The organism is Bradyrhizobium frederickii (assembly GCF_004570865.1).
Lineage (GTDB): Bacteria > Pseudomonadota > Alphaproteobacteria > Rhizobiales > Xanthobacteraceae > Bradyrhizobium > Bradyrhizobium frederickii.
On sequence record NZ_SPQS01000018.1, the window covers coordinates 100,673 to 122,383 of the forward strand.

General features: G+C 63.4%; 15 protein-coding genes. 11 read left to right on the plus strand and 4 right to left on the minus strand.

What is annotated here, in order from left to right:
• The first annotated feature begins 27 nt into the window (after nucleotides 1-27).
• Nucleotides 28-792: a transglycosylase SLT domain-containing protein gene (locus E4K64_RS27665; protein WP_135166310.1), complete on the plus strand. Its 765-nt coding sequence runs from the start codon at nucleotides 28-30 to the stop codon at nucleotides 790-792.
• A gap of 9 nt (nucleotides 793-801) precedes the next feature.
• On the opposite strand, the gene E4K64_RS27670 is transcribed toward E4K64_RS27665, so the two are convergent.
• Entirely contained in the window at nucleotides 802-1,509 is a 708-nt protein-coding gene (locus tag E4K64_RS27670; protein ID WP_209311995.1) for a winged helix-turn-helix domain-containing protein, read from the minus strand.
• Between the two features lie 425 nt (nucleotides 1,510-1,934).
• On the opposite strand from E4K64_RS27670, the gene E4K64_RS27675 reads away from it, so the two are divergent.
• Both E4K64_RS27675 and E4K64_RS27680 read left to right on the plus strand, forming a co-directional pair.
• On the plus strand, nucleotides 1,935-3,095 hold the full coding sequence (locus E4K64_RS27675; protein ID WP_135166312.1) for an acyltransferase family protein: 1,161 nt from the start codon (nucleotides 1,935-1,937) through the stop codon (nucleotides 3,093-3,095).
• A gap of 93 nt (nucleotides 3,096-3,188) precedes the next feature.
• Complete coding sequence (locus E4K64_RS27680) at nucleotides 3,189-4,037, plus strand: MBL fold metallo-hydrolase (protein WP_135166313.1); 849 nt, start codon at nucleotides 3,189-3,191, stop codon at nucleotides 4,035-4,037.
• Nucleotides 4,038-4,086: 49 nt separating this feature from the next.
• On the opposite strand, the gene E4K64_RS27685 is transcribed toward E4K64_RS27680, so the two are convergent.
• Nucleotides 4,087-4,962 carry an aldose 1-epimerase family protein gene (locus tag E4K64_RS27685; RefSeq protein WP_135166314.1) on the minus strand — a complete coding sequence of 292 codons (876 nt, stop codon included), beginning with the start codon at nucleotides 4,960-4,962 and terminating at the stop codon, nucleotides 4,087-4,089.
• Between the two features lie 164 nt (nucleotides 4,963-5,126).
• Here E4K64_RS27685 and E4K64_RS27690 point away from each other — a divergent pair, with 164 nt between their 5' ends.
• From E4K64_RS27690 to E4K64_RS27720, 7 genes are all read left to right on the plus strand, one after another.
• Nucleotides 5,127-6,230 (plus strand): glycosyltransferase family 4 protein, encoded by a 1,104-nt coding sequence (locus E4K64_RS27690; RefSeq protein WP_135166315.1) that lies wholly within the window; start codon nucleotides 5,127-5,129, stop codon nucleotides 6,228-6,230.
• A gap of 221 nt (nucleotides 6,231-6,451) precedes the next feature.
• A complete protein-coding gene (locus tag E4K64_RS27695) occupies nucleotides 6,452-7,630 on the plus strand; it encodes a glycosyltransferase (RefSeq protein ID WP_235884795.1) in 1,179 nt (392 codons plus the stop codon).
• Nucleotides 7,630-8,967 (plus strand): hypothetical protein, encoded by a 1,338-nt coding sequence (locus E4K64_RS27700; RefSeq protein ID WP_135166316.1) that lies wholly within the window; start codon nucleotides 7,630-7,632, stop codon nucleotides 8,965-8,967. The genes E4K64_RS27695 and E4K64_RS27700 overlap by 1 nt, the downstream gene beginning before the upstream one ends.
• A 29-nt stretch (nucleotides 8,968-8,996) precedes the next feature.
• Nucleotides 8,997-10,271, plus strand: coding sequence for a glycosyltransferase family 4 protein (locus E4K64_RS27705; RefSeq protein ID WP_135166317.1), 1,275 nt, complete (start codon nucleotides 8,997-8,999; stop codon nucleotides 10,269-10,271).
• Nucleotides 10,268-11,659 carry a hypothetical protein gene (locus tag E4K64_RS27710; RefSeq protein WP_135166318.1) on the plus strand — a complete coding sequence of 464 codons (1,392 nt, stop codon included), beginning with the start codon at nucleotides 10,268-10,270 and terminating at the stop codon, nucleotides 11,657-11,659. Before E4K64_RS27705 ends, E4K64_RS27710 begins: the two co-directional genes overlap by 4 nt.
• Before the next feature lie 508 nt (nucleotides 11,660-12,167).
• A complete protein-coding gene (locus E4K64_RS27715) occupies nucleotides 12,168-16,076 on the plus strand; it encodes an RHS repeat domain-containing protein (protein WP_135166319.1) in 3,909 nt (1,302 codons plus the stop codon).
• 252 nt (nucleotides 16,077-16,328) lie between these two features.
• Nucleotides 16,329-17,453 carry an acyltransferase family protein gene (locus E4K64_RS27720; protein ID WP_135166320.1) on the plus strand — a complete coding sequence of 375 codons (1,125 nt, stop codon included), beginning with the start codon at nucleotides 16,329-16,331 and terminating at the stop codon, nucleotides 17,451-17,453.
• Between the two features lie 27 nt (nucleotides 17,454-17,480).
• Here E4K64_RS27720 and E4K64_RS27725 read toward each other — a convergent pair whose 3' ends face one another.
• Together E4K64_RS27725 and E4K64_RS27730 are read right to left on the minus strand one after the other, a co-directional pair.
• A complete protein-coding gene (locus E4K64_RS27725) occupies nucleotides 17,481-18,770 on the minus strand; it encodes a polysaccharide pyruvyl transferase family protein (RefSeq protein WP_235884796.1) in 1,290 nt (429 codons plus the stop codon).
• Nucleotides 18,771-18,861: 91 nt separating this feature from the next.
• A complete protein-coding gene (locus tag E4K64_RS27730) occupies nucleotides 18,862-20,319 on the minus strand; it encodes a lipopolysaccharide biosynthesis protein (protein ID WP_135166322.1) in 1,458 nt (485 codons plus the stop codon).
• 288 nt (nucleotides 20,320-20,607) lie between these two features.
• Here E4K64_RS27730 and E4K64_RS27735 point away from each other — a divergent pair, with 288 nt between their 5' ends.
• Entirely contained in the window at nucleotides 20,608-21,702 is a 1,095-nt protein-coding gene (locus tag E4K64_RS27735) for a glycosyltransferase family 4 protein (RefSeq protein ID WP_235884797.1), read from the plus strand.
• Nucleotides 21,703-21,711 lie beyond the last annotated feature (9 nt).

Below are 21,711 nucleotides of genomic sequence, written 5' to 3' on the forward strand. Positions count from 1 at the left end.
TTAACTCCGGCGCTCTATGACGGAGCGATGTTGTGGCATCGGGCAGGCTTACATCTTTGCGCGACGTGGCGAACCGTGGCGGTCGCCCTGCTGGTGTCGGCCCCGCTCTGCGCGCACGCCGCAGACGGCAACACGGAGCTCGGCGCAGGCGAAACGCCGTCATCCCGGGCCCTGATCCGGAAGATCATCGAGAGAGAGACCGCAAGCACCAATTTGCCGGCCGATATCGCCGAAGCGGTCGTCTTCGTCGAAAGCGGCTACAATTCGGCCGTCATCGGCAGCGTCGGCGAGATCGGCCTGATGCAGGTCCGGCCCGAGACGGCGGCGATGCTGGGATTTCGGGGCAGCGAGGCGGAACTCGCCGAACCCGACATCAACATCCATTATGGGGTGCTTTATCTCAGCCAGGCCTGGCGTCTGGCCGGCGGGGACATCTGCCGCGCTCTCATGAAATACCGGGCCGGCCATGGCGAGGAAGCGATGACGCCGCGGTCGCAGGTCTATTGCAACCGGGCTCGCAACCGCCTTGCCGCCATGAATTCGACCTTGGCCGGAGCCGAAGCGACGGCTGTTCCGGATCCGGCGCCCCCGATCGCGGCTGCGGCTGCGGCTGTGGCTCCGGCAAAGCCGGCGAGCCGCCCGAAGGTGTCGGTGCAACCCAAAGCTGTCTATGCCCGCTATCGACAAGGCACCGCGGCCGCCAGCCGCGCCTATTGGGCGGCCCACGAGGCCAAGGTCAGCCAGATCAAGGCTCGCATCGCGGCGAAATGGAAGCGCGTCGCATCACGTTGAAGCGATGCCCTACAGCCGCTCGCTGAGCGCGAGCCTGTAGCCGACGCCGGTCACGGTCGCGATCACGGGCGTGCCGCTGCCGATGAGCTTGCGGCGCAGCCGCGCCACCAGCGCGTCGACCGTGCGGATGTCGACCTCGGCCTGGCGGTTGCTGACGACTTCGATCAGATAGTCGCGACTGAGCGGCCGTCCGTCGGCGCCGACGAGCGCGGCGAGCAGATCGAACTCGGCGCGCGTCAGCGCCACCGGCTTACCGTCGCTGCCGAGCAATTCGCGCCGGGTCAGGTCGATGATCCAGTCGCCGAAGGCGATCGAATTGTGGTTGCGCGCCGCCTTGCGGTCGAGCGAGCGCCGCCGCAGCACGCTGCGGGCGCGCGCGAGCAGATCGCGCAGATTGATCGGCTTGGTGACGTAATGGTCGCCGGCGATCTCGAGGCCGAGGATGCGATCGACGTCGGTGTCGCGGCGCGTCACGAAGATGATGCCGGCGTTGCTGGTCGCCTGGATCTCCTTGGCGAGCTCGAAGCCGTCGCCGTCGGGCAGCTGCACGTCGAGGAAGATGAGATCGGTGCGACCGCGCAGCGCCTGCCGGCATTCCGCGCAGGAGCCGGCGCCGACGACGTCGAAATTGTTGTCGCTGAAATAGCCGACCAGCATGGTCCGCGTCACCGGATCGTCCTCGACGACGATCAGCCGCTCGCGGCCGGCCGGACGCAATTCCCGAGGTGCGGAATCAACCGCGGTCTTGGGTGTCCGGTCTGCTTGCGGCCCGCCTTGGATGGCCTGCGGCCCGACCTGGATGGCCTGCGGCCGGCCTTGGAAATTCAAGCCGCCGCGCAATGCGCTGTCATGTGAACGAACAGTCACGACTTGCTCGAGCCTCCCGAAATTAACCGCCTGAGTATTAGGCGCCTTGCGACGCGCAAACAATATTGGTCATGGTCTTGACGCATTAAGTATGAATTGGCCCACAATTCTCATTCGGCGCATCAAAGCGCAGGAGAGCCGCTGCCGTGGCGAGCGGTCCCGCACTTTCGCCGCAGGACCCCCGCCGGTTAACGTAAAGAAAGCCTTCGGCTTCGGAAAGCCCTCCTGCGCCTCTATTGTCTGGCCTGCACAATGAGAACCACGGAGCAGGCGTGATGCAGGAGCAGACCCGATTGGCTGCCGGCCGAACCGAACTGGGCACCCTGCCAGTCGCTCGGTCGCACACGCTCGACCTGCTGCGCGGCTTCGCCATCGCCGGCGTGATGGCGATCCACGTCTCGCAGGCATTTCCGTCGAACATCCGCCCCGTCGATTTCGCCTTCATGTGCGGCTGGACCGGCGTCAACGTGTTCTACTTCGTCAGCGCCATGACGATGTGCTTGATGTGGACGCAGCGCAGCGGCGAGACGAATCCGACCCGCAAGTTCTATATCCGGCGCTTCCTTCGCATCGCGCCGCTGTTCTGGCTCGCGATCCCGATCTACCTCGCCATCAACGGCACCGGGCCGAGCGACAATGCGCCTGGCGGCATCGGGCCGGTTCAAGTGATCCTGACCGCGACGTTCCTGCACGGCTTCTGGCCGGACAGCGTCAACAGCGTGGTGCCCGGCGACTGGTCGATCGCGGCGGAGATGACCTTCTATCTCGTCTTCCCGCTTCTGATCACCGCGTTCGGGTCGCGCCGTCATCTCTATCTCGCGCTGGCGATCGTGCTGCATCTCGTCAATGTCTGCCTGTTCAAACCGTGGGCCTTCGCGCTGTTCTCGGCCTATTACGGTCCCGGCCACGAGGGGTTCGTCTGGACCACGCTGCATCTCAGCTTTTTGAACCAGCTTCCGGTGTTCCTGATCGGATGCGCGCTGTTCTTCTCGCTGCGCGACGGCTTCACCAGATCCGACGCCGCGATCTTCGCCGTCTTCATCGCGCTGTCCTTCGTCGCCGACCGCGCCACCGGCTCGCATGAACTCAACTATCTCATGATCAATCTCGTGCTCGCCGCGCTGGTGACAGGTTGCATCAAGCTTGCCGTCCGCTTCCAGCCGCTCGAAGCGCTCGGCCGCAATTCCTATTCGATGTACCTGTCGCACTTCGCGGTGATCGATGGCCTGCGTCAGCTCTGGCCGCTCGCGGACGGGCTGATCTCACTGCTCATCGCCTATGCCGTCACCGCCACGCTGAGCTATCTCGTCGCCCGCGCGACATGGCATCTGGTCGAACGGCGCGCGCAGGACCTGGCGCATCGCCTGACAATGGCGCGGTCGGACCGGTCAAGCCTCCGGCCAGCCATCGCCGCCACTGCGGCCGGCATAGGCTGAACGACCAGCGCCCGTCCCTGCCGGCCCGGTGCGGCTTGCTTCATGGCCGCCTTCGTATCTACTGTGAAGAATCTTCACGCTGGAGTGGGCACCATGGAGGTCATACTGCTCGGCACCGGCGGCCCGCGACCGGACCCGCGCCGCATGGCGACGACCACGCTGATCAGGCTCGGTGACGAGAATATCCTGTTCGACGCTGGCCGCGGCGTCGTGCTGCAGCTCAGCAAGGCCGGCGTTCCCCTCGGTGCTATCAACACGGTCTTTCTCACGCACCATCACTTCGACCACATCGGCGACCTCTACGATGTGATGCTGAATTCATGGATGCACGGACGCAAGGACGCGCTGCGCGTTTATGGACCGCCGGATACCGAGCGGCTCGTCAACACGCTGATCACGCAGGTCTACGACAAGGACATCGCCTGGCGGGATCAGGGCGAGCCGACCCTTGGCGGCTGGAAACCCGTCGTCGCGACGGACATCATACCGGGTCCCGTTCTCGACACCGGACGCTGGAAGATCAGCGCCGAGCTGGTCTCGCATGGCGATGGTCTCGACATGCAGCCGGCCTTCCTGGCGCGATGGATGTGTCTCGGCTACCGCTTCGAAGCGGAGGGCAAGGTCATTGCAGTTTCCGGCGACACGGTCCCCTGCCCCGGGCTCGAGCGGCTGGCACAGGGTGCCGACCTGCTCGTCCAGTGCTGTTTCCTCGCAACGCCGGAGATCAACAACGAGCACCTTCGCCGCCTTGCGAAATTCACGATCGCCTGCGGCGACACCGTCGGCAAGGTGGCGGCCAAGGCCGGCGTCAAGAAGCTCGCGCTGACCCATCACCGGCCGCGCACCAACGATGCCATGCTGAACGCGCTGCTCGAAGATGTCAGGCAGGACTATTCGGGCCCTGTCGTGCTCGGCGAGGATCTCACGCGGATCGAAGTCTGAGGGCCCGTCGCTCGATCCGCAACGGGATGCGCGCGGCCGCCTTCCGGCATCAGGACGATCCGACCTCGATCCGGAACGACAATTGCTCTTCGGCACCTGGTGCGATGTGCATCAGGCCGGGCTTGTCGCTGAACTCGCCGTCGAATCCGGCCGGACTGGCATAACCGCGCCAGGGCTCGATGCAGAGGAACGGCGCGCCAGATGGTTTCGACCAGACCCCAAGCTCGCGAAAGCCGCGCCAGGACATTTTGAGCCAGGGGCCGGTGGGCGCGGCATAGCGGACCGCGTTGCTCTCGATCCGGTCGAAAATGACGGCGTCGTCGATGAACAGGGCTTCGGACAAAGGGAGCACCGCACCTTTGACCGGGCTCGGCTCCGTTGCCACGCGCAGCAATCCGCCATCGAGGCGGCGGACGGGAGACGATTCCGCGCTCGCAAAGGTCAGCGAATAGCTCTCCTTGGCAAGTCCCGGCTGGAGCGGCCAGTTGAACGCGGGGTGACCGCCGATCGAAGCCGGCAATGTCTCCTTGCCGGTGTTGGCGATCGTGAGCGTCAGATCAAGGCCGGCGCCGTCGAGCGTATAGGTTGCGGTCAACCGGAACGCGAACGGATAGAGCGCACGCGTCGTCTCGCTGTCTTCGAGCACCAGCGCGCAGCGGCTCTCGCCGCGTTCCGTCCACGCAAAGCGGCTGTCGCGCGCAAAGCCGTGCTGGGTCATCCGGTAGGTCCTGCCCCGATGCCGCAATTCGTCCTTGGCGAGGCGCCCGACGATCGGAAACAGCAATGGCGCATGGCGCAGCCATTCCGGTCCCGCCTGCCAGACGAATTCGGTGGTGGCGTCCTTCAACGAGCAAAGCTCGGCGCCGTGCGCCTTGATGGTGGTGGTAAGTCCGCCGCTGCGGAGAGTGTGGGTATCGTCACTCATGGCCGACATCTACACCGCGCCCACACACGCAGCAAGGCGGCGCCCCTCGTGCAATCGAAGCGTTTTGGCACCGGGCGGAGCGCAGCGTCATATTTCCGTACCTAACGATTGCTCCTGTGGGGCCCGTCCACCACCCGAAAGCCGATGAACCCCATGGTAGCCAATTGAAGTTCTTCATCAACGGCCGGTTTCTGGCGCAAAAGCTCACTGGCGTTCAGCGTTATGCCGCTGAAATGGTCAAGGCGATCGACGCGCTCCTGGCGTCGGAGCAAACTGCTGCCTCGCTGCGGAACGCGGATTGGCAATTGCTCACACCGGCGGATGCAAGCGAGGGCCTCGATCTCCACCGAATCAAGATCCGCACCGTCGGCCGCTTGCATGGTCATGCCTGGGACCAAATCGATCTGGCGCGCGCCGCGGCAGGGGGCCGTCTGATCAGTCTGGCCAATTCCGGCCCCGTCCTCCATCGCGACCACATTGTCGTGATTCACGACGCTCAGGTCTTTCGCAGGCCGGATTTCTTCAACTGGCGCTATTTGACCGTCCATCGGACAATGGGTCGACTGCTCGCCCGCAACGCAGCCATCGCAACAGTGTCGGCCTTTTCCCGCCGAGAGCTTGCCCAAGTGCTGAACTTATCGGCATCGCGCATTCCGGTATTTCCCAACAGCGCCGAACACTTCGCGGCGACGAAGCCCGATCCCGGGATTCTCGCCAGACTGGGCGTTCAACCGCAGAAGTTCTTCCTCTTCGTCGGCTCGAAGACCAAAAACAAGAATCTGTCCGTGGCGATCCGCGCTGTTCAGCTGCTCGATCGGGAAGACGTTCCGCTGGTCATCGTCGGAGGAGATAACAGCAAGGTCTTTCAGGATAATTCGGCTGACGGGGTTTCCGGGCTGCTGCTGGCCGGACGACTGACGGACAGCGAGATTGCCGCGCTCTATGCGCATGCATCGGCATTCGTGTTTCCCTCGCTCTATGAGGGTTTTGGCGTGCCGCCACTCGAGGCCATGATCTTCGGTTGCCCGGTCATCGCCTCGACGGCTGATGCGGTTGTGGAGACGTGCGGCGATGCGGCTGCGTATTTTGACGCCAATGATGCCGAAGCGTTGAAGCAACTCATGCTCGAAAGATTGGCAGCCGGCGCAATCTCGGACCAGGAACGGCGACGGCAGCAGGAACGTGTCGCGTTTTATTCGTGGCAAAAGTCGGCCAAGTCTCTGCTCGACCATCTGGCACCACCGGCTAGCGTTGCCAGTGCTGCTTGAAGTTCAATGCACTTCACCTATCGCGCGCATCGGTTTTCGCACAAACGGTTTGCAACTGGCTGCAACGCGGACGCCCTCGCGTTGTTCCACGAAAAGTTTCATTCCCGTGACAATCGCGCGCGCAATGGGCTTGGCGCAACATCACCACATCGCTGCCCCAATATCGCTACGTATTCGAGGAACTGTGTTTCGCACTAGCGAACACAGAACAGGGATACACGATGTCCGGCTCTCCGACGCAGCCCTATGCAAGGCAACCGATGAAAGTGCTGCACGTCGCCGAGACGATTCGGGGCGGGATTGCGAGCTATCTGAACGAGTTGCATCCGCAGCAACAGGCAAGCTTCGGCGCGGACAACGTGCATTACGTCGTGCCTTCGGATCATCGTCACGATCTCCCTGGGATCGACGACAACCAGATTACGACGTTCGAGCGATCCGGCCGTAGCATCGCCGGACTATTCCAGATGTTTCGTGCGAGCATGCAGGCCCTGGATGCCTTCCGCCCTGATGTCGTGCACCTGCATTCCTCGTTCGCGGGCCTCGTGCTCCGCCCCGCGCTTGCAGCCCGCTCGGACGGACCACGCGTCGTCTATTGCCCGCACGGCTGGGCGTTTTCGCGCGAGACCGGCCGCCTCAGCCATGTGGTGACGAAGGCGGCAGAGAACCTTCTCGCGCGAACGTCGGACCGGATCATCTGCATCTCTGGCGACGAGTTCAACGAAGCCGTCCGCGCCGGAATTCCCGCCGACCGCCTCACCCTCGTCCATAACGGCATCTCGAAGACGCGCTCGCCGCAGCCCGTCGCGGCAGACTGGACTTCCAAGAAGGTCAAGGTTCTGTTCATCGGACGCCTCGACCGTCAGAAGGGCTTTGATCTCCTGATCGAGGCGGCACGCGCGCTCGAAGACGTGGTTGATATCCGCATGATCGGCGCCTCCGTCGTCAACAAGTACGAAGGCCCGAGCGTCCCGCCCAACGTGTCCCTGCTCGGCTGGCTCGACCGCCCGACCATCGAGACCCAGCTCGAGGCCGCCGATCTCGTCGTGATCCCGTCACGATGGGAAGCCTTCGGCCTCGTTGCCCTGGAAGCGATGCGCGCAGCAAAACCCATCCTGGCGTTCCGCAGCGGAGCGCTGCCCGAGATCGTGGTCGACGGCGTCACCGGCGTGCTTTGCGAGCCTGTCGCCGTTCAACCGCTCGTGGACGGCTTTCGGCGGGCGCTCGATTTCGATCTCAAGGTGCTAGGGCAGCGCGGCTACGACCGGTTCAAGCAGCTGTATGACGTTCAGAAGACACATGGGCAGTTGCAGCAGGTCTATCTCGACCTGCTGCAGAACGACCAGACACCGGTCGAAGCGAAGGCGGCGCTGCAATCGGATCTCTCCAAGAATTTCTGATGGCTCCACTAGTCCCACGCACCTTGGTTCGCGACAGTCTCCGCCTCGCCAGCCTCATCGCATCGGTCCTTCTGCCGGTCTCGGTCTGCGCCCAGCAGGCGCAACCGCTCGATGCCCGATTCCTGCTGGGGGTCGGCACGCATCAGGGCCTGGGTGGCCCGGTGAGCACGCGCGGATACGTGCCTTCGGAGAACGTCGGCCAGATCAAGCAGCTTGGCCTCAACGCCTTCCGCGATGATTTTCCCTGGTCCGATTTCGAGGTGGGAGGACGCCGGATGGGGTTCACGCCCAGGCTCGGCAGGCTGGAATCGCAAGTCAGGTCCGGCGTCGCGCGCCCCCTTCTGATCCTTGCGTTCGGCCATCATCTGGTTCCGAATTCCTCGCCGCCGACGACCGATGAGGCGCGGCAGCGGTTCGCCGATTATGCCGCCGCGGCGGCGCAATCGGTCTTGCCGCAGCATCCGCTCTTCGAACTCTGGAACGAATGGAACCTGGCGGCGAAGAAAGATGCCGCGTTCTCGCCGGAGAATTATCTGGCGCTCGCGCAAGTCGCGCGGCCGGCGGTCAAGCGGGTTGCACCGAATGCGCCTTTCCTGGTCGGCGCGCTCGGCGATGATCCGGGCTGGACATGGACGGAGAAGATGCTGCGAACCGGCATCCTTCAATATGCCGACGGCGCTTCGATCCATCTCTACAATTTCTGCATGGGCCCGAGCAAGCGCACCTCGGCCGAGATCATCGACCGACTCACGGCGTTTCACCGCCTCGTCGGCCAGGCGAGCGGAAACCCCGACTTCCCGATCTATGTCACCGAGACGGGCTGGACCACCGCCACCAACAAATGCGGCGTCAGTGAGCAGGCCCAGGCCGACAATACGGCGCAGTTGATCCTGTGGGCGTCGACCGCGGCCCGCTGGCTCAAGGGCATGTGGCTCTACGAGCTCAAGGACAGTGGCAAGAACCCATCGGAGCTGGAGGACAATTTCGGACTCTATCGCTTCGACAATTCGCCAAAGCCGGTCGCCTGCGCGGCTCAGGGCGCCTGGGCTTTCATTCGCTCCAGCCTGAGTGCCGAGCGCCGCGAGCTCGCCAGCGGCGTCGTGTCGATCAATGCATCAACGACGTCGGGCGGGAAAATTGCGGTCTGGTCCGAGGCTCCGGACCGACGCTACGAAATCCGGCTCAAGGGTGATCCGCAAGGGGCAAGCTTTGCGACGCCGTGCGACCAGGCGGCAAAGCCTGCGTCCGGGGCCTGGATTCCCGTCTCGAGCACACCGATCCTGATTGCAGCCAATGACAGTGCCGTTCCCGCCCTGGAGATCAGGCCGGCGCGGTAGAGCCTATTTGCAGACATGAGGTTGACGCGATGAAAGTTCTTTTGACGTCCACGCTTTATCCGACGCCTCAGGCACCCAAGATCGTCGGCGGCGCCGAGATCTTCGCCCGCCGCTTCGCCGAAGGTCTGATGCAACGCGGTGACGAGGTGGAAGTGATCCGGGCCGCGTCTAAGCCCGGGCAGGCCCCGGAAACCTGCGAAGGCATCAACGTCTACTCCGCGCCGGTTCAGAACATCTATCTGCCCTTCTCCGAGCAGAAGAACGTCGCGCTGCGCAGCATCTGGCACGCGGTCGACGACTGGCAGATGCAGGCACCCCTGATCGCGGAACGCATCCGGGCCTTCAAGCCGGACGTGCTGCACTCCAACAATTTGTCGGGCCTCACGACCGCGATCTGGCGCGTTGCCGCCCAGCTCGGCGTTCCCGTGCTTCATACGCTTCACGACTATTATCTGACCTGCCCGCGCTGCTCCCGCTTCGACAACGGACGGTCGTGCGAGCACACCTGCACGAGCTGCGCAATTCTGACCTTTCATCGCAAACGCGCCACGCACTGGCTCAGTGCCGTGGTCGGCGTCAGCGAGCGCGTCCTGTCCATTCATACCGACATGGGCATGTTCGCGGAGACGCCGATCCGCACCGTGATCCGCAACGCCTCGACCGAGCCGCCGCAGGCGCCCTATCCCCGCCCGGTCTGCACCACAGAGGTGACGTTCGGATTCATCGGCCGCCTCACGGAGGAAAAAGGCATCGACAACCTCATGCACGCTCTGGCGCTGCTGCCCCGGGATCGCATCCGCATGATGATCGCCGGCCGGGTCAGCGACGAGGAGCAGCGACGTCTCAGGTCGCTCGCGCCGGATGCACGTATCGAGTTCATGGGCTTCGTGGCGCCGGACGATTTCTACAGGCAGGTTGACGTTGTGGTCGCGCCCTCCATCTGGCACGACCCCGGTCCGCTGGTCGTCGCAGACGCCAAGGCGGCCGGCAGGCCACTGCTCGGAACGCCGTTCGGCGGCATGCCCGAAGTCATCGAGCACGGCGTGACCGGCTGGCTGACCGAAGCCGATCCGCAATCCCTGGCCAGCAGCATGCTCGCGATCGCTGCCGATCCGCACAAGATCGACGAGATCAGCCGGCGCCTGATCGCGGATACCAGCAAGTGGATCTTTGCCGACGTGCTGTCTTCATACAAGAACCTGTATGAGCAATTGCGCGAACAGCGGATGTCGCGCATGCGCGCTGCAACGAGCGAAGCGCCACAGGGACGGGCCGTCGGCAAGGAGCGCCTCATTCCGCGATGACGCGCCTCTTCGCGATGGCGGGCTACGTCTATCAGAGCGCCGCGGCGATCATCCTGATCTTCGCGATCAGCCATCTGTTGCCCGCCGCCGACTACACCAACTTTTCCCTCGCGCTGGCCTCGAGCCAACTGCTCTGCGTCCTGATGTTCGAGTGGCTGCAGCTGGCGGGACTGCGCTTTCTGGCGGCAGCCAAGGAGAACGAGGCGGCTCGGCTGAGGTGGTCGCTGCTTGCAGCCGGCCTGTCGAGCGCGGCCGCGCTCGTCGTGGTCGGGAGCTGCGCGTCTCTGGCCAGCGTTCTCCCGAGAGGGATCATCGCGTTGGGTCTTGGCATCTCCGTCCTTCAGGGCCTGACGGACCTCTATTTCCTGTCGGTCCGCCTGTCCGACCGGCTCGGCATCGCCTCCTTCCTTCTTGCGCTGCGTGCCACCGCCCTTCTGGCCGGTGCCGCCGCGGGAGGCGTGATCTCGGGAACGGCCGAAGCGGCGCTGCTCGGCATCGCGTCGGGGCACGCCCTGGGCCTCCTCGCCGGCCTGGTCGCATATCGCACGCCGATGGAACGCGTGTCCTTGCAGAGGATGCTGGCCGACTGGAAGGATTTCTCCCGCTACGGCATGCTTGCGGCAGGCGCGTCCGTGATCCATCTGTCGGTGCCGGTGCTGCTCCGTGTCATCGTCCTCGGCCGGCTCGGCGCGACGGGAGCCGGCGCCGGATTTTCGATTGCGCTCGACCTCCTGCAGCGTCCGTTCTGGGTCCTCAATGCGGCGATCCACACCGTGAGCTATCCCGAAGTGGTCGACGATTTCGAACACGGAGGCAGGGCAAAATCGGTGCAGTCGGCGCGGCGGATGTTCGAATTCATGATCTGCACGACCCTGGTGCTGCTCGGCGGACTGATTGGATTCATTCCAGATGCAGCCCGTATCCTGGTGCCGCAGGCGAGCCTGGCCGGCTTTCTCGAGACGGCGCCAATGGTCGCCGCCTTCTATTTCCTGCACACCCATTTGCAGGCGACCATCGCGGTCGTCCCCCACCTCGAGAAGCTGGCGACCAGGCTCGTCCTCGTCGCGGCCGGCCAGCTCGCTCTTGTCGTCGCCGTCGCGCTGGTCGCGACCTCAGCCGGCGTGTCGCCGCGAGGGGCAGTCGGCTGCGCAGCGGTCGCCACGCTCGCGACGATCCTGGTCGCACTCGGTCCGACCCTGCGGTTTGAGGCGTTCCCGCGCTGGCCACTGGTCATGCAGGCCTTGGTGGCCGCGCTCCTGATCGGATCGCTCGCCTCGATGCCGACCGAGCCCGCGACGTGGCTTGCCGGCAAGATCGTGATCGCGGCGATTGCAACGGCGCTCGTCGGATGGCGCGGGGACTTTTTGATGCTGGCCCGCCGCGGCTGATTTTCGCACCGGCCGTGTGCGATGCACGCCGGGTTCCGACACGGAACCGGTGTCACCAGCAAGAACGTCTGCACCATCTCTGAGCAAGCACAACCCTTGCGAGCATATTATATAATTTAACCGCCCATGGAAGCGGCATCTGCGAACTTCCCGTGCAGGAAAAAGATTGAGCTGCGCGAAAGGCACGAGACCAAGATACTCGGAACGGCGGACAGACAAGCCGCGTCGGCCCCCTGCCAACACCCGTTGCGTGAAAGCTTTCGCGCCGCGTGCGCATACATTCAGCAGTGCAAGTCGCGAAAATCTTGAAAGCGCCTTCCTCACGCCACGCTGAGCCGGCATCGCATCAATTATTCTGCTGTAACCGAGCAAGTCTGTTCCTGCACAAGGAACCTCGTTTCGCTCGCGATTTGCAGCTTTCATTTTTATCTGAAATTCACACTCCACAGAGAAGCTTGAACGCAAATCCCTGCGAGCATTTCTGCTTGCGCTGAAACTCGAGTGTGCAATGTCCGATCAAACCGTCCTGTCCGCCAGCGGCTTCATCAACTCCATCGGCGTCAACACGCACGCCGGCTTCGGGTGGACCGGCTACAACAATCTCGCCCTGATGGTCGATGACCTCGAATATCTCGGCGTCACCCATCTCCGCGACGCGATGGGGACCAGCCCGGCAGCGCAACCCGTCGTCGATGGCCTGGCCGCTGCCGGCTACAAATTCGACTTCCTGGTGTCGTCCGCCCTGCCCCAGACGGGGACGACCGGACTGCAGAACTACATCGCCTCGCTCGAGAAGTTCGTGTCGAGCCATCCGGGCAGCATCAGCGCCATCGAAGGGCTCAACGAGGCCAATCACCAGCCGTTCAGCTACAACGGCAGCTCGAGCCTTACCGCCGCGGCGCAGTTCCAGAGCGCGCTCTATCAGGCCGTCAATGCCAACGCCACGCTCGGCAGCATTCCCATCTACAATCTGTCATTGGCCTACAACGATCCGCAAGGCTACAACCAGCTCGGCGACATGTCGGGCTCGGTCGACTACGCCAACGCCCATGCCTATGTCAGCACCAGCCTGACGACTAGCAGCTCCATCGCGGCAACGCTGAGCGCCGTCATGACCGCGGCACCGGGCAAGCCCGTCGTCATCACCGAGACCGGCTACACCACGCAAGCCAACACCCAATATCTCGGCGTCAACGAGACGGTGCAGGCCAAATCGATCCTGAACACCCTGGCCGATGCCTATAAGGCCGGCGTGAGCGCGACCTACCTCTACGAGCTGTTCGATCGCGACTCGTCCGCCGGCAATACCAATCCCGAAGCCAACTTCGGACTGTTCAATTCCGACGGGACGCCGAAGCTCGCCGCCACGGCCATTCACAATTTGACGACCATTCTGGCCGACGACGGCAAGGGCGGCCTGCAGCCGACTGATCCGTTGAACTACACCCTGAGCAACATGCCGGCCACCGGCAACAGCATGGTGCTCGGCAAGAGCAACGGCGCCTACGAACTGGTCGTGTGGGCGGAGCCGAAGCTCTGGAACGATCCCACCGATACCGAGGTGACCAATGCGGCCCAGACGGTCACTGTGAATCTCGGCGGCGTGCATCATTCGGTGAAGGTGTACGACACCCTGACGGGAACCACGGCGATCGCCAGCTACACCGACGTCAGCTCGATCACGATTCCGGTCAGCGACCACCCGCTGATCATCGAGATCGACGCGCCCCCGTCCACTTCGACTCCGCCGGACACAAGGACCAGCGTCAGCGGGACGGCGGCCGAAATCGTGCCTGAACTGTCCGACCTGAGCGAGTCGACGGCGCTGCAGACCATCACGCTGACCGATTCGCACGTCCTGCCGGTCGCCTCGAAGGCAACCATGGACTACATCATTGCCCATTACGGCAGCGCCCTCTCCAAGATCCAGGGCGGCTACTCGTTCTCGGTGACGAACTCGACCGCGACCTGGAGCAGCACGAAGACCTATAACGCCAGCGGAACGCTTCTGTCGAAGTCGGATACCGGCCTGAATTCGAGCGGGCAGCCGACCTCGACCACCGTGGCTTACACCGACGGTTCCAAGGACCTGATCAGCTACACAGGCGGCGTGAAGACGAAATTCGTCCACGTCGGCACCGACGGAACCAGGACCACCGACACCTACAACACGGCCGGAACCCTTCTGAGCGAGGTCGTCCAGAAGTCCGGCGGCTATTACTCCACCACGCTCTACACGGGCGGCGTGAAGACGGCCGCCTATGTCAAGAATGCCGACGGCTCGCAGGACAATTACACCTACGGCATCACGGGCAAGAGCTTCACCACTCAGGTTCAGCATCTCGACGCCTCGGGGAAGGTCACCTCGGTGACCCGCAGCCATGCCGACGGCTCGCTGGACTCGACGCAGGTCTACAACAGCGACGGCAGCAGCGTGATCACCACCTATAGCGCCACCGGCGTCAAGCTGGTCGAGACCGCCTATCATGCCGATCACAGCAAGGACGTCTGGACCTACAACATCAAGGGCCAGAACTACACGACCGAGCACGACGCCTACAACACCACCGGTTTCCTCACCAGCCTGACGCGCCTGCACAGCGACGGCAGTCTCGCCTTCAAGCTCACTCAGACCACCGACGGCACCAAGACGACCGACTGGTACAATGCCGCCGGCAGCCTCACCAACGAGGTGGTCCAGAAGGCCGACGGCACTACCTCGACCACGGTCTACAGCAACGGCGTCAAGACCAATACCTATGTGAAGAACGCCGACGGCAGCCAGGACAATTACGCCTTCGGCATCACCGGCCAGAGCTACACCACGCTGATCCAGCACGTCGATCCCTCAGGCAAGGTCACGGCCGTGACCCGCAAGCATGCCGACGGCACGCTCGACTACACCCAGGTCATCAACGCCGACGGCAGCAGCGTCGTCACCAACTACGACGCCGCCGGAACGCGGACCAAGGAAACCGACTATCACGCCGATGGCAGCAAGGACGTTTTCCTCTTCAACATCACCGGCCAGACCTACACGATCGAGCACGACATCTACGATACGACCGGATTCCTCACCACGCTGATCCGCAAGCACGCCGACGGCAGCATGGCGTTCAAGCTGGCGCAGAGCGCCGATGGGACCAAGACGACGGACTGGTACGACGCCAACGGCGTCCTCACCAGCGAGGTGTTCCAGAAGCCGAGCGGTTACAGCTCGACCACCGTTTACACCAACGGCGTGAAGACGGCGGCCTATATCACCAATGCCGACCAGAGCCACGACAATTACAGCTACAACATCACGGGTCAGAGCTACACCACGCAGTACCAGCACCTCGACCCGGCCGGCCGGACCACCGAGGTGACCCGCTGGCATGCGGACAACTCGCTCGACTATACCCAGGTCATCAACAGCGACGGCAGCAGCGTGGTCACCAACTACGATGCGTCGGGCGTCAAGAAGACCGAGACCGACTACCACGCCGACGGGTCGAAGGACGTCTTCCAGTTCAACGTCGTCGGCCAGACCTACACCAACGAGCACGACAGCTACGATACGACGGGCTTCCTCACCAACATCGTTCGCACCCACGCCGACAACAGCCTGGCCTTCACGCTGGTTCAGAGTGCCGACGGCACCAAGACGTCGGAGTGGTACGACTCCAAGGGTGTCATCACCAGCGAGGTAACGACCAAGAGCGATGGTTACAACTCCACCACCGTCTACACTGCCGGCGTGAAGACCGCTGCCTATATCAAGAATGCCGACGGCACGTCGGACAACTGGAACTACCACATCACCGGGCAGTCCTACACCACCCAGCATCAGCACCTCGATGCCTCGGGCAAGATGGTCGAGCTCACCCGGACCCACGCCGACGGCACTCTGGACTATACCCAGGTGATCCACGACGACGGCAGCAAGCTGACCGACATCTACAACAGCGCCGGCAACAAGACCCAGGAGATCGCCAACAACACCGACGGCTCCAAGGACGTCTTCCTGTTCAACTTCAACGGACAGGCCGGCACCACGCAGCACGAGAACTACAACAGCGCGAATGCGCTGCAGTTCTTCGACCAGACCAAGACCGACGGCACCCACAACGTCACGGCCGTCGCCAGCGGCGTCACGATCGAGGGCGGGGCAGCCAACGACGTGTTCTCGGCCGCACCGAACTCGACCACCATTGCCTACGACCACGGCCAGGACCAGATCCTCAACTTCCAGGCCGGCGACGGCGCAACTCACGACGTGGTCCAGATCTCGAAACTGCTGGCCACGGACTACAGTCACCTGCAAATCACGCAGTCCGGCACCAACGCGCTCATCACGTTCTCCGCCACCGACTCGATCCTGCTGAAGAACGTCTATGTCTCCAGCCTGACCAGCCACGACTTCATGTTCGTCTGAGCACGACGAAATTAGAGCCCAGACGCGCGCCAGCATCCTTCGGGGCCGGGACCATGCAGGGTCCCGGCCCCGTTCGCTTTTCGGGCGCCTGCCTCATCAATGGGCAGAGCGATGACCATCCGCAATTGGTTGGCGCCCATGAATTCGGACCGACCGCCGCGATTGCGCCGCATCGGCGAACGCGCTCAGCGAACTTGCGTCACAATTCGCCGCTAGACACGGAGACGACCCGCGCAAGGACTCCGAGGCCCGATGGAAGCCAGTGAAGCAAGACGTTTCGTCGTTCTCGACTTCTACCGTTTCGTCGCCGCGCTCGGGGTCTTTATCTTCCACCTGAAGCTGATCGACACGGGCATCTCGCCGGCATGGAACGGGTCCTATGGCCTGTTCGTGGACATGTTCTTCATCCTGTCCGGCTTCGTGATCTCCTACTCCTACCCGTCCGACGCACGTGGCGTGGCCGCCTATTCCCGCTTCATGATCCGGCGTATTGCGCGGATCTATCCGCTGCACCTCTTGAGCCTGCTCATCTTCGTGGTGCTCATCGGCGTCGGGCTGGAGCGCACGGCCCGCTCGACCCCGCTGGACTTCCTGTACAACATCCTGCTGCTGCAGGCCTGGGGCGTCACCGATCACCTCAGCTTCAACTCGCCGTCCTGGTCGATCAGCGCCGAGTTCTTCTGTTATCTGATCTTTCCGCTCTTGATGCTGTTCGCGCGCAAGGTCCAGCCGGTCGTGCTCGCCGCGATCGTGGCGGCGCTCTATCTGGTCCTCGCCCACGGCCATCTGCCGATCTGGCAGGAGCGGTCGCAGATGTATGGCGCCAATTTCGACTACGGAATGCTCCGCGCGCTGCCGAGCTTCCTGAACGGAATCCTGCTCGCCATTCTGTTCCGGATGTCGCATCCCTACCGCAGCAAGCGGATGATCTTCGCCGGCATCGGCATGTTCGGCGTCTCGGTGCTCGTCCTCAACGTCTTCGCCAAGCCCGACCTCGCCATCCTGCTGTTCTCCTGCGCCATCCTGCTCACGGCGGTCGGCGAAAGCGCCTTCAAGCAGTTTCCGGGCGCCCGCCTGCTCGGCCGGCTCGGCAACACCTCATATGCGATCTACATGCTGCACGATGCCGTTCTCATTGCCGTGTTCAAGCCATTGTGGACCTGGCTCGGACTGCGCCCTGATCAGTTCGGCCTCTTCGCCCTGGCGTGCTGTGCGGTCCTGACTGTCATCGCGGACCGCACCTACGCCTATTTCGAGAATCCCGCCCGGCGACTCATCAATCGCTGGGCCGACACCGCTCCCACCTCGCGCAAGGTCCAGACGGCGGCTGCCGAGACATCCATGCGTTTCGACAACACCGAGCGGGCAGTCAACTGACCGCCCTGCCGATGACATGAGGGGCGTTCAGGCGACCTTACCGTCGGCCGCCGGCACGATCTGCATCGCACTTTCACCCAGCAACGGCGCGATATTGGCGCGCGACAAGTCCATGACACCCGGCAGCGCCTGACGGACCTGCTGGCCGACAGCTTCGTACGCGCCGAGGAAGTGCAGCAGAAACCTCTCGAAGCTATCGCCGACAAGGAACTGCGACGGCGACAACAACAACTGTTCGCTGACGCCAAAGTGCGCGAACAGGCCCTGGAACTTGTCCTGATAGGTGATCGCTGCGACGGGCGTTCCCTGTCCCAGCGCCGCGATCGCCAGATGCATGCGGCCGGTGATCACGCCGTCGACCAGACCGACAACCGCCTTGATCTCGCCAGCCGACAGCACCTGGTCGACGTGATGCACGCGATCGCCGAGCGCGGGCTTGAGGCGGTCGGCCAGCGGCCGAAGACAATTGTCGTCGGCGATCTCGGGGCGGTAGTCGTGCGCCAACAACAGCCAGCTTGCATTGTGCTCGCGAGACAGCCGCTGCATGGCGCCCGCCGCGAGCTCTATCATTTGCCGCAGCTTGGCCGGCTCCGGCTTCTTGAACAACATCGGATGGATGTTGAAGACGAAGACCTTGCGGCCCTGCTCGCGCTGCCGCGCTATCTTGGCCGCGATCTGCTTCACCGCCGCCGTATCCGCCCGCGGCGTCAGCATGAACGCCGCATCGGTGACCAGATGGGCGCGCTTCCTGGCGAAATCGTCGAACCGCCGAAGGGATATCGCATCGCGCAGGTTCAGGACCACGCCCGGATCCAGCAGTCGGAACACCTCGCGCAGCGCCTTCGCCGGGCGGGAGTTGAAGCTGAAGCCGAGCACGCTGACCTTGGCGCCGAACGCCGCCATCAGATCGGCAACCAGCAGCATGCGCGCGGCATCCACCGGAGAATAGTAGCCGTCGAGCACGTCGGCCCCCAGAATCAGCCCGAAATCCGGTCTGGTGAGCGACAGCTCCTGCGCCACCGTCTCGTAGGAGAACGGCTGTCTCCAGAGTTCGAGCGGCTTGAAACCCATCGCACGCACGTCCGCGCTGGCCGCTGCGGTCGCGGTCACGATGTAGACCTCGAGATCGGGGTAGGCCCGCTTCACCTCCCCGGTGGCCGCTTCGATCATGGCCTCGTCGCCGCGCGACTGATGGACGCTCCAGGGATCGGAGGGGAGCACGACGAGCCGGCGCGGATTATTGCGCGGGGCGACATTGACGCCGACGTCCTTCCGGGCGATCTGCCACCTGCGCAGCTCGAGCAGATCGAGTGCCAACGGCGTATTCCTCGCACTGTTGAGCCAGCCTCGGAGCTGCCTGCGTACGGGTACGGGGATCAATTGCTTCACCACATCCTCCTCGTCTTCATCAAGCGGTCGCACCGCGCTTCACGACGAAATCAATCAGGGAAAGGACCTGCTTCCGCCAGAACAGCAGAAGGCCCGTCAGGTAGGTCACCCCAAAACAGGACGACAGCAGTCCAATCCGCAAATAAGGGTTCATGCCCGGCGTCGCCTCCCGGCACAGCACGACCGCGCCGTACGCCAGAACGATGGCACACAGGCAGCCCGCAATGGGACGCAGAAACTGGCCCCAGCTCAGGCCCAGCAGCCGAAGCGCCAGCGCGAACGTCACGGGAGTCACCACGAGCTGCGAGAACGCGAAGATCGTGGCCAGTTGGCCAATGTCGCGCGACGGCAGCAGGAACATGGCCGGCACGACCGTACAGAACTTCAGGATATTGAGCAGAAAGACGTAGTTCGGTTTGCCCAGAGCGCCAAAATAGGCGCTGTTGACGAACTGCACGGTCTGGACCGCGCCAATCAGCATCAACGGCCGCATCACCGCTTCGCTGCCGCCCCACTTCGCACCGAACAGCAGCAGGGAGAACTCCGGCGCGATCGCCGCGAGGAGCACAAAGACCGGAGATCCGATCAGCGCACCGAGGCTGACGCTGCGCAGGTAAGCGCCCGCGATGCGGTCCCGCTCGTGCGCGATCTTGGACAATGCGCTGAGCGCGACGTCCATGACCGCCTGGGTGAGCAGCTGCATCAGGATGATGTAGACCCTCGCACCGACCGTGTAGATGCCGAGCGCCGCGACGCCATAGAGCGAAAGGATGATCATGTCGATCGTCCGCACGATGGCGAAGTCCAATAGCCTGTTCAGCACGACGTGAATGCTGTAGCCGGATAGCTCACGAAAGCTCTTCAGATCATAGCCGCGCATCGGCAGCCATCGCGGCTGGCTCCAGAGCCACAAGCCGCTGATCGCGCTCTGAACGACCACCTGGATCACGAGGCTGAGGGCGCCGAACCCGGCATAGGCGCAGCCGATGCCCACGACGCCGGACACGGCGGTTGCCACCATGGTCCTGACCGCAAGCACGCGAAAATCCATCTGGCGCTTGTAGAGCGCCTCCTGAAACAGGGTCGCGGTCCCGATCGGAAGCGACAGACTGGCGGCGATCAGCAGCGGCGTGAGCCCCTGCACGTCGAGCCAATGCTCGATATGCGACGCAAGCAGCGCAATCAGAACGGCCAGGAGCACCGAGGCTGCAAACGAGCAGAAAAAGGGCAGCGTCACGTCGGCGGGCTCGAGCGTCCGCCGCTGGATCAACGCGTCACCGAAGCCGAATTCCGCGATGGAGCTTAGAAGCAGCAGGATGAAGGCCACCAGCGCGGCAAGGCCGAAATCGGTGGGGTTGAGCAACCGCGCCAATACCAGGAACAGTACGAACGACAACGCGCGGCCGCCCCAATTCTGGGCGAGCGACCAAAACAACGCCACCACGACCTGATGTTGCTTGCCCTGCGTGACGTTCATCAACAATTCGACCCAATTCCGACAGATCCAATCACAATCGCAGACTAGACGACGTGGCGCGATGCTGCCGCGACGTCACCGTCTCCGATCACGGCGGAGCAGTGATTGCTCGCGAGATTACGACGGAGTGATGGCAATCAGATGAGTGCCGTCACGAGTCCGATTTAGAGTGGAAGTGAGTTCAAATCGTGGACTACACTCCAATCAACCTTTGCGATGTGATGCAAAATGGATGCCTTGATGAATTCGCCTGCTCCGCGTTCTCTCCGTAGCTCCAAGCGTTTGCGCGTGGCGATCTACGCACCGCATTTTGCAGAATATTCCTACCGGCTCGCCTCGGGATTGGCTCACCATTGCGACGTCCGCCTTGTGCTCAACCGCAAAGATGCCAACCAGCAATGGGAACTGGCCGATATCGCCGTGGCGGCGCCGTTCGAGACACGCATCCGCGACCTGAGCCTGCGCCGCGGCGGCGTGATCGGCATCCCGGCCTCGTTCCTCGATATAATTTCGTTTCGTCCGGACGTGATTCATTGTCACGAAGTTCCGGAAATCTACACGTCCAAGCTGATCCAGTTCCTTCGTCCGCTCGGCATTCCTCTCGTGTTGACCGTTCACGATGCGATCCCGCATTCGGAAGGCGGCTCGGGCACCTCGCCACGTGAGGACAGCTGGCGTGGACGCATGCGCGCGGCCGCGTCGATCGTCACGACGCACGGCGAAAGCTGCATCGCCGATTTTCGGCGCGCCTCCCCAGACTTCAAGGGCGAAACGGTTTCCAGCATGCACGGCGTGCTCATGGTTCCGCCGGCCGGAGGTGCCGTCGCACCGGAATCCGCCCGGATCCTGTTTTTTGGACGGATGTGGGCCTACAAAGGGCTGGACGTCTTCATCGACGCGATCGACATGTTGGCCCGGCGCGGCGTGGCGCATGAGGCGATCGTCGCCGGCCGCGGCCCCGAGATGACGCGGCTCGGTGCGCGGATGGAGGCGATGCCGACCGTCAAGACGATCAATGCCTACATTTCGCCTGCTGATACCGGGCGGCTGTTTCAATCCGCAACGGTGGTCGCCTTGCCGTATAAGGATGCAACACAGAGCGGCGTGCTCGCATCGGCCTACGGCAATTCTCGTCCCGTCGTTGCCAGCGCCACCGGCGGCATCCCCGACGTCGTCACCGACGGCGTCAACGGGCTGCTGGTTCCTCCGGGCGATGCCGCCGCATTGGCCGATGCGCTCGAGCGCGTGCTGACCTCGAAGCCTCTTGCCGCGACACTGACCGATGGCGCACGGCAAACCGCGGCCGGCATTTTGAACTGGGACCGCATCGCCGAGCAGTTGCTGGGGTCCTATCACAAGCTCGCCGGTCGTACCGTGAGCTGACCGCGACGG